Here is a 9,329-nt window from a genome sequence, read left to right as displayed (position 1 = left end):
CCGCCGCATCTTCGACGGTGAATCGTCCGATCCGCAGGCGGCGTCGCCGCTGGCGGCACCAGGGGTTGCCGCCAGGCCCGGCGACATCATTGTGGCCGTCGACGGGGTGCCGGTTCCACCCGCACTTGGCCCGGCCGTTCTCCTCACGGGGGCGGCCGGACGAACCGTTGAGCTGACCTTGGCCCGCCACCATGACGACGACGACAGTTCATCCGTCCGCCGCGTCGCAGTGATCCCCCTGCGCAGCGAGGAAAGGTTGCGATACCAAAACTGGGTCAGTGCCAACCGTTCCATAGTCCATGATGCGTCCGACGGGAAGTTCGGCTACCTGCACATACCCGACATGGTTGCGCGCGGCTGGGCGCAGCTTCACAGGGACCTTGACCGCGAAACCGCGCGTGACGCGCTCATCATTGATGTGCGGCGGAACCGCGGCGGCCACACCTCGCAGCTGGTGGCTGAGCTGATTGGCCGCAAGGTTACCGCGTGGTCTTCACCGCGCGGGGAGCAGCCCGGCACCTATCCGGCCCACGCGCCGCGCGGACCCGTGGTGGTGTTGACCGATGAGTTTGCCGGTTCGGACGGCGACATCATTACGCAGGTGGCCAAGCTCAGAGGCATCGGCCCCGTAATCGGCACCCGCACCTGGGGTGGCGTTGTGGGAATCGATGGAAGGTTCAGCCTTGCCGATGGCACGGGCGTAACCCAGCCCCGCTACGCGTTCTGGATGACGGGCGGAGTTGAATGGGGTGTGGAAAACTACGGGGTGGATCCCGACATTGAGGTGCCGTTCCCCCCCCACGCCTACGCAGCGGGGGAGGATCCCCAGCTTGAACACGGGGTGGGGATACTCCGGGAGATGCTGGCGGAACTGCCCACCGACACCCCTCCAGTACGCAGCGGCTATCCCACTCTGCGGCCGGCTCCGCTGCCACCCCGCACGGGAAGCTGAGGCCGCTCCGGGCTTGATGCCCTAAACGCACGACGACGGCGGCACCTCAGGTGCCGCCGTCGTTGTGAGAGTGCGCGCTGTTGTGACAGTGCGCGACTAGGAAGCGAGCGCAGCGTCCAGCGAAATGTTCTTGACGCCCGTGAGTGCCTGTGAAACCGGGCAGCTCGTTTTCGCATGATCGGCGATCCGCTGGAAGTCTTCTTCGCTGATTCCGGGGATGGATGCCTTGAGGGTCAGCCGGATGGCAGTGATCCCCTCGCCGGGCTGGAAGTCTACTTCCGCGTTTGTTTCAATGCGGTCCGCGGTTTTCCCTTCCTCACTCAGCAGGTTACTGAACTGCATCGAGAAGCAGGAGGAGTGCGCCGCTGCAATGAGCTCTTCCGGGCTGGTCTTGCCGCCGGATTCCTCAGCGCGCGCCTTCCATGTGACGTCATAGGTTCCCAGCTGCGAACTGTCCAGGGTTACCTGGCCGGATCCTGCGAACAGATCACCTGTCCAGACGGTGTGGGCTGAGCGTACGGTAGCCATGAGTTCTCCTTGTGTTGGTTGATCGTCGATCGTGCAAGCAGGGCTGTCCGCCCGGCTTTATCTCATCCTAGGGAGGATAGGGGCGTTTCTGCCACAGGGTGGTCCTTCGTTCACCGCAAAGGCGGCGTCCCCTCCGCTGAAGGAACGCCGCCTACGAGATGCTGTGGTGCGCGGGCTAGAGCCCCAGATCGGCCTCGAAAGCACCGTCTTCAAGACGAGTTTTGAGCGACTGCAGGAAGCGCCCGGCATCGGCTCCATCCACCAGACGGTGGTCATACGTCAGGCTCAGGTACATCATGGACCGGATGGCGATGGTGTCCTCGCCGTCGGAATCCGTGATGACCACCGGGCGCTTGACGATCGCACCGGTGCCGAGGATACCCACCTGCGGCTGGTTGATGATGGGCGTGTCGAACAGTGCGCCCACCGACCCAATGTTGGTGATGGTGAAGGTTCCACCTGATAGTTCATCAGGACCGATCTTGCCGCTGCGCGTACGCGCCCCAACATCGGCGATCTTCTTCGCCAGTCCGGCAAGATTCAGGTTGCCGGCGTCGTTGATGACCGGGACCAGAAGTCCCTTCTCGGTATCCACAGCGATGGCCAGGTGCTCGGCGTCGTGGTAAGTGACCTCTTTGGCCTCCTCGTCGAAGGACGCGTTCAGCTTGGGGTGCTGTTTGAGCGCCTCCGTAACTGCCTTGGAGATAAACGGCAGGAAAGTGAGTTTGGCACCGTTCTGGGCCTGAAAGCCGTCCTTCGCCGAGGTGCGCAGCCGCGCCACTCGGGTCATGTCCACTTCAATGACCTGGGTCAGCTGGGCGGACACCTCGAGGGATTCCCTCATGCGCCGGGCAATGGTCTGCCGGATACGCGGTGCCTTTTCCACTGTTCCGCGAAGGTTGGAAGGCGCAGGTGTCGGGGCTGAACCTTTGGGCTGCGTGGGCGCGGATGCAGGCTTCTTTGCAGCTTCCGCGGCATCGAGTACATCCTGCTTCCGGACACGTCCCCCAACTCCCGTGCCTTTGACCGAGGAGAGGTCAACGTTGTTCTGATTTGCCAGCCGGCGGACCAGGGGAGTGACATAGGCGGCGTCGGAACCGCCTGCGGCGTCGGAACCGCCTGCGGCGTCGGAACCGCCTGCGGCGTCAGATGCCCCGGCGTTCTTCGCCTCAGGCGCCTTGTCCTGCTTTGGCTGTGGTTCTTCTGCGGCGTCGCTGGATTCCGCGGGCTCGGATTCCGCTGGCTCGGCAGGGCTTTCCGATGCAACAGGTTGTTCTGCCGGTTCCTCACGGTCCTCCGACGGGGCAGCGGCAACCGGCTCCGCCTCCTTCGGCTCGGCCTTTGCCGGAGCTGAAGCGCCGGCTCCGATCAGGGCCAGGACTGAGCCGACCTCGGCGGTCTCATCCTCATTGACCCGGATTTCCTGCAGCTTGCCCGCGACAGGAGACGGGATCTCGGTGTCCACCTTATCGGTGGACACTTCCAGCAGGGGCTCGTCGACCTCAACGTCGTCACCAACAGCCTTCAGCCAGCGGGTCACTGTCCCTTCTGTGACACTTTCGCCCAGTGCCGGGAGGGTCACCTCCGTGCTTTCGCCGCCGCCTTCGCTGGAGGCATCACCCGAATCGGAAGTGCCGTTACCCGCATCTGAGGGCTCTTTGTCTGGATCTTCGGAAGCACCCTCAGGGGCGTCCGGCTGTTCCTCAGCCGGAGCATCATCGGCGTCCTGCGCTTCCGGCGCTTCAGTTTTGCCCTGGTCCGAAGTGTCCCCGGCATCAGACTCACCGGCATCGCCGCTGTCATCAGAGCCGGACCCATCGCCAATGCGAACCAGGGGTGCCCCGACCTCGGCGGTCTCGTCTTCAGCGACGAGAATCTCCTCGATCACGCCCGCCACAGGGGAGGGTATTTCGGTGTCGACCTTGTCGGTGGATACCTCCAACAACGGTTCGTCGACCTCAACGCGGTCGCCGACCTGCTTGAGCCATCGGGTAACAGTGCCTTCGGTGACGCTTTCACCGAGGGCTGGCAAGTTCACGGATTCAGACATATTGTCCCCGTCTCTCCTAAATAGTTCTTGTCCTTCGCGGACCGGTTCCGTCGAGGTATACCAGTCGGCCAAGGTTGCCAGTGATACTTATGTGCGAGCTTAGTGCACCGGTTGAAAGCCGCCGTACTTTCGACCAGTCGGCAAACAGGGATGCCGGCTGAACACTGTTCAGCCGTGCAGGGCCTTGCCTGCGAGGGCAAGGTGGGCTTCGCCCAATGATTCGTTCTGGGTTGGGTGGGCGTGGATCAATTGCGCCACGTCCTCGGGGTAGGCCTCCCAGTTCACGATCAGCTGCGCCTCACCGATCTGCTCACCCATCCGGGTTCCAATCATGTGAACGCCCACCACGGGACCGTTCTTCTCGCGGACAAGCTTCACCAGTCCAGCGGTGCCGAGGATGGAGCTTTTACCGTTTCCTGCCAGGTTGTATTCCTGCGTCTGGACACGGTCTTCCCCGAGCTTTTCCTTCGCGGCCTTTTCGGTGAGACCGACCGAGGCGATCTCGGGTTCGCTGTAGGTGACCTTTGGAATATTGACGTCTTCGACGATGACCGGCTTCAAACCAGCAATTTCTTCCGCGACGAAGATGCCCTGCTGGAATCCGCGGTGGGCAAGCTGCAGGCCGGGCACAATGTCCCCGACGGCATAAATGTTTCCGACGCCGGTGTGGAGTCGTTCGTTGGCGATCACGAATCCGCGGTCAACGGTCACTCCGGCTTCTTCGAAGCCGAGCCCGTCCGTCACAGGACCGCGGCCCACGGCGACCAGCATGAGGTCCGCCTCGAAGGTCTTTCCGTCGGCCAGGGTGACCTTGACGCCGTCGTCATTCTGCTCGACCTTCTCAAAGAAGGTGCCCGTGTTGAACTTGATGCCGCGCTTTTTGAAGGCGCGCTCAAAACTTTTCACGATCGTGGCGTCTTCGTTGGGAACAAGCGATGGCAGACCTTCAATGATGGTGACGTCCACGCCGAAGGACTTCCAGACGGACGCAAACTCACAGCCGATGACCCCGCCGCCCAGGACGATGGCGCTGGAAGGAATGGTGTCCATGGTGAGCGCATGATCGGAGGTGATGACCTTGCCGCCGATTTCCAGCCCGGGAAGAGAGCGGGAATAGGAACCGGTCGCCAGGACAATGTTCTTTCCCGTGTACGTGGTTCCATCGACCTCAATGGTGTTCTTGCCCGTGAGCTTGCCTAAACCGTCAATGACAGTGATGCCTTTGGACTTGATCAGGCCGGTGAGACCTTTGAATTTACCCGCGATTATGCCGTCTTTGTAGGCGTTCACGGCAGTCATGTCGATGGAATCGAAGGTGGCCTTGATGCCGTACTTCTCTGCCGACCGTGCGCTGTCCGCCACTTCGGCGGAGTGGAGCAGGGCCTTGGTGGGAATGCAGCCATTGTGCAGGCAGGTACCCCCCAGCTTGCCCTTCTCAATGAGTCCCACAGTGAACCCCAGCTGGACGGCGCGGAGAGCGGCGGCGTAACCACCACTGCCTCCGCCCAGTACCAGGATGTCGAATTCTTGCGCAGCTGCCGTTTCGGCCACTTGAACGCTCCCTCGCGTAATCTGTGACGCGCATGGGTTAGCGCGTCGGTTGATGATTTTGGCGGATTGCTTGGTGTGATCTGGATTCACCTTATCGCCAGATCACACCGCCATCCACTTGATGAAGGGGAGAACACACGCGTATGTGTGCAGTCTCACCCCTTGGATGTGATGCGGGGTCAACCCGCGTCGCGGTCCAGTCTCCGCACCACGTCCTCGACGTAGGCGAGCAGGGTCCGGACTCCAACCCCCGTTGCGGCCTTCGGCGTGTAACCGTGCGCGCCGCCCTCGTTGAACGCCGGGCCGGCGATGTCCAGGTGTGCCCAGGGAATCTTTTCGCCGTTGATCTCACCGACAAACTCACGCAGGAACACTGCGGCTGTCATCATTCCGCCGAACTTCTCCCCGATGTTTGCGATATCGGCAATCTGGGAATCGAGGCTCGAACGGAGTTCCTCCGGCATGGGCATGGGCCAGAACTGTTCGCCGGCCCGGTCTGCGGCCGCTTTGATCGCGTCGCGCACGCCGTCGTCTCCCATCACCCCGGAGACACGCTTTCCCAGTGCAACCATCTGGGCGCCGGTCAGCGTAGCGATATCGATGATCGCGTCAGGGCCCTCTTCGCTGGCAGCGGCCAGGGCATCTGCCATGACCAGGCGTCCCTCGGCATCCGTATTGAGAACTTCAACCGTGCGCCCGCCGTAGGTGGTCATGACATCGGAGGGGCGCTGGGCGGTGCCGGAGGGCATGTTTTCGGCGAGGCACAGCCAGCCGCTTACCGTGACGGGCAGCCCGAGCTCGGCGATGGCCACGACAGTATTAAGAACGACGGCGGCGCCCGCCATGTCCAGCTTCATTGTCTGCATTCCGGGGCCGGGCTTCAGCGACAGGCCGCCCGAATCGAAAGTGATTCCCTTACCAACGAAGGCTAGATTGACTTTGGATTTTGCCGGCGCGTACTCAAGCTTCACGAGGCGCGGTGGTCGGTCAGATCCTTTTCCAACCCCGAGGATGCCGCCGTAGCCGTCCTTCTCCAGCTTCTTCTCATCGAAGACTGTGACCTTGATGGGCAGTCCCTTGGCCAGATCCCTGGCTGCCTGGGCAAAAGACTCGGGGTAGAGGTGGCTGGGCGGCTGGTTGACCAGGGTGCGGGTGATGTTGACCCCGCGGGCCAGTACCGCGGCACGGTCGAGGGCTGCGCGGAGAGTGCGGTCCTGCGCCGCCGGGGTGAAGATTGTGACTTTGCTGAGACTTCTGGCGGAGGGCCGGGGCGCCTTTCCTCCAACTGCCGAGTAGTGCTCGGTGTAGGAGTACGCCCCCATCGCTGCACCCTCAGCCACGGCCGCCGCCTCGGCGACGGTTGCGGCAGGAAGGGCAATGAGCGCGCTTTCGATGCCGTCCAGCTGGCGGACCGCTGATCCTGCGGACCTGCGCAGTGTCTCTTCCGAGAGTGGCCGGCCCTGGACGGCGCGCCCGGTTCCAACCAGAACCAGGACCTCCGAGCCCGTCTCCGGAAGGCCGGGAAGACGCCGGACTTCATCTGCGGCTCCTGTCACGCCCAACAGGGGGAGACTGTCGCTGAGCGCCCGCGCGGCCTTTGCCGAGAGCGGGTTGTCGAGGAGCACTGGTCCGTCCGGGCTTTGGCCCGTGCCGATGACCAGGGCTTCGCAGCCGGACTTTTTAAGGTCCTTGGCGACTGCGGTCAGGTTGAGTTCGCTGGATTTGATCACGAAGGTCTTTCCTCACTTCCAGATGCTGGATATGGCGGACTGCTCGCTTGTGTGCTCTGGCCCGCTCCCTTAACGATCGTAGTCCCCCGGTCCGACATGCACTGGGTGATGGAGCCGGGAATGAAGAGCTGTGTCCATCGCGTTACCTCTATGAGCTTCAAACACGCGATGATTGAGGCTGTTTGCATCCGCAGCAGGCATACACCGAATTGAGGAGGAAACCATGTTGGAGCCGCGAAGCCTCTACAACGAAAATGCAACCCTCATCAACGACTCGTCACTGCGGGGTCTACCTTTGATCGCTGGATTCACAGGATTTGTCGACGCGGGCCAGGTCGTCGCGCAGGTGCGCACCGAGCTTCTTGATTCGCTGGATCACGATCTAGTGGCCCAGTTCGATACCGACCAACTGATTGACTACCGGGGCCGCCGGCCGAGGATCACCTTCGAGCAGGATCACCTGACCGGCTACCAGCCACCACAGCTTGAGCTCCGCCTCCTGCGGGACGGGCTGGGCGAGCCGTTCCTGCTGCTGACCGGCCTTGAGCCGGACTTGCAATGGGAACGGTTTGCCGCGGCTGTGGCGCAGTTGGTTACACGACTTGAGGTGCCGCTGGTCTCCTGGGTCCACTCCATTCCGATGCCGGTTCCGCACACCCGGCCGCTGGGGGTCACAGTGCATGGCAACCGCCCCGATCTTATTGACGGCATGAGTACCTGGAGGCCAACGGCGGAACTTCAGGCCTCCGTTGGACACCTTCTTGAACTGCGGCTTATCGAAGCAGGCCACGACGTCGTCGGCTATGTTGTGCACGTCCCCCATTACCTCGCCGAAGCAGAATATCCTCCAGCGGCCGTCACGGCCCTGGAATTCCTGGGCGCATCAGTGGGACGGGTGCTTCCGACGGACAGGCTGCGTGAGGCCGGACGCGATGTGGAACGGCAGATCGCCCGCCAGGTTGACGGCTCGGTCGAAGTGCAGGGAGTGGTTTCATCCCTGGAAAAGAAGTACGACGAGCGCTCCGACGGATCGCGCCGGTCGTTACTGGTCAAGCAGAACCTGGAACTTGCCGACGCTGAGGAGATTGGCTCGGCTGTGGAGGCCTTCCTCGCCAGCCCTCAGGCTGAGGATGAGCTCCGAAATCCGGATTCGGCTCCAGACAATGGCCGGCCCGCACGGGACGACGATCTTCCAGGCAGCGCGGGAGAGCAGTAGGCCTGACAACTTCGACTGAAGCACCGGCCGTCGGCCGGCGCGCATGGCTCGTGTGGTCCGTGGGCATTTTCGCCTACCTGACCGCGGTCGCGCAGCGGACTTCCTTTGGCGTGGCCGGCATTGAAGCCACCGAACGATTCGATGCTTCCGCGTCAGTGCTGTCGGTGTTTACGGTGGCGCAACTGCTGGTTTACGCCGCGTTGCAGGTTCCCGTTGGTGTCCTGGTGGACCGGTTCGGCTCCCGGGTGATGATTGTGTCCGGCGCCGTGCTGATGGCCGCCGGTCAGCTACAGTTGGCGTTTGCCGATTCCGTGCCCGGCGGGATCGCCGGACGGCTTCTCGTGGGGGCCGGAGATGCTATGACGTTTGTGGCGGTGTTGCGTCTGCTCCCCGCCTGGTTCGAAGCACGCCGGATACCCGTACTCACCCAGTGGACGGGCATTCTGGGGCAGATTGGCCAGATCCTCAGCGTTGTCCCTTTCTTAGCCGTGCTGCAGGGCTTCGGCTGGAGCCCTGCATTTCTTTCCGCAGCTGCCCTCGGTGTGCTTGCTGCTGTGCTTGGCGCGGCCGTGATCAGGAACCAGCCCCACGGGGCCGGCCAGCGCAGCTATGACAGCCTGCGCCAGACCGGGGTTTCGCTTGCGCAGGCATGGAAGCAGCCCGGGACGAGGCTCGGCCTGTGGTGCCACTTCACCACCCAGTTTTCCGGAACCGTTTTTGTGCTCATTTGGGGCTATCCATATCTAGTCAGTGCCCAGGACCTGCCGGCGGCCACAGCCTCCCTGCTCATGACCCTCTTTGTTGTGACTGCCATCGTGTGCGGGCCCTTGCTGGGGGTTTATGTTGCGCGGCATCCGCTGCGACGCTCCACTATGGTCCTTGCCATCACGGCCGCGATTTTCACCGCCTGGTTGGTGGTGTTGATCTATCCGGGACATGCGCCGCTGTGGCTGCTGGTGGTGCTGGTGGTAACGCTGGCCGCCGGTGGGCCGGGATCCATGATCGGGTTTGACTTTGCACGGACCTTCAACCCCGCTTCCCGCCTTGGGACCGCCACCGGAATTGTCAATATCGGCGGATTCACCGCTGCGCTGGTGACAATGTTTGCCATCGGCGTGGTCCTTGACCTGCTGCTGGCGAGTGGATTCTCCGGCGGGGATCTCTACGCACTTGATTCCTTCCGGCTCGCTTTCTCCGTTCAACTGGTGGTGCTGGGAGTGGGAACCGTAGCTGTCGTTGTCCTGCGGCGGCGGGTACGCGCACAGCTTGCCAGGCAGTCGGTGATTGTCCCGCCGCTTCGGG

7 protein-coding genes are annotated in these 9,329 nt (G+C 62.7%); 3 read left to right on the top strand and 4 right to left on the bottom strand.

Annotated features, from left to right (window positions below; all coding sequences use genetic code 11):
• A partial coding sequence (locus tag Y708_RS28105) for a S41 family peptidase (RefSeq protein ID WP_035775282.1) occupies positions 1-952 on the top strand: 952 nt, incomplete at its 5' end.
• Positions 953-1,048: 96 nt separating this feature from the next.
• On the opposite strand, the gene Y708_RS0104400 is transcribed toward Y708_RS28105, so the two are convergent.
• The 4 genes from Y708_RS0104400 to Y708_RS0104385 form a co-directional block, all read right to left on the bottom strand.
• Positions 1,049-1,480, bottom strand: coding sequence for an OsmC family protein (locus Y708_RS0104400; protein ID WP_028278989.1), 432 nt, complete (start codon positions 1,478-1,480; stop codon positions 1,049-1,051).
• 175 nt (positions 1,481-1,655) lie between these two features.
• Complete coding sequence (sucB, locus tag Y708_RS0104395) at positions 1,656-3,530, bottom strand: 2-oxoglutarate dehydrogenase, E2 component, dihydrolipoamide succinyltransferase (RefSeq protein ID WP_028278988.1); 1,875 nt, start codon at positions 3,528-3,530, stop codon at positions 1,656-1,658.
• A gap of 168 nt (positions 3,531-3,698) precedes the next feature.
• Positions 3,699-5,081, bottom strand: coding sequence for a dihydrolipoyl dehydrogenase (gene lpdA, locus Y708_RS0104390; RefSeq protein ID WP_028278987.1), 1,383 nt, complete (start codon positions 5,079-5,081; stop codon positions 3,699-3,701).
• A gap of 179 nt (positions 5,082-5,260) precedes the next feature.
• Complete coding sequence (locus Y708_RS0104385) at positions 5,261-6,811, bottom strand: leucyl aminopeptidase (protein ID WP_028278986.1); 1,551 nt, start codon at positions 6,809-6,811, stop codon at positions 5,261-5,263.
• A 223-nt stretch (positions 6,812-7,034) separates the two neighbouring features.
• On the opposite strand from Y708_RS0104385, the gene Y708_RS22815 reads away from it, so the two are divergent.
• Positions 7,035-8,027: a proteasome assembly chaperone family protein gene (locus Y708_RS22815; protein ID WP_081746470.1), complete on the top strand. Its 993-nt coding sequence runs from the start codon at positions 7,035-7,037 to the stop codon at positions 8,025-8,027.
• 59 nt (positions 8,028-8,086) lie between these two features.
• Positions 8,087-9,329: MFS transporter (locus Y708_RS0104375; RefSeq protein WP_253905682.1), on the top strand; the 1,243-nt coding region annotated here is incomplete at its 3' end.

The organism is Arthrobacter sp. H5 (genome assembly GCF_000520595.1).
GTDB lineage: Bacteria > Actinomycetota > Actinomycetes > Actinomycetales > Micrococcaceae > Arthrobacter_D.
This window is presented reverse-complemented; position numbering and strand designations above follow the sequence as displayed.

Coding starts and splice junctions, on each gene's coding strand:
- Y708_RS0104400 (WP_028278989.1), bottom strand. CDS start 1,480: ATGGCTACCGTACGCTCAGCCCACACCGTCTGGACAGGTGATCTGTTC.
- Y708_RS22815 (WP_081746470.1), top strand. CDS start 7,035: ATGTTGGAGCCGCGAAGCCTCTACAACGAAAATGCAACCCTCATCAAC.
- sucB (WP_028278988.1), bottom strand. CDS start 3,530: ATGTCTGAATCCGTGAACTTGCCAGCCCTCGGTGAAAGCGTCACCGAA.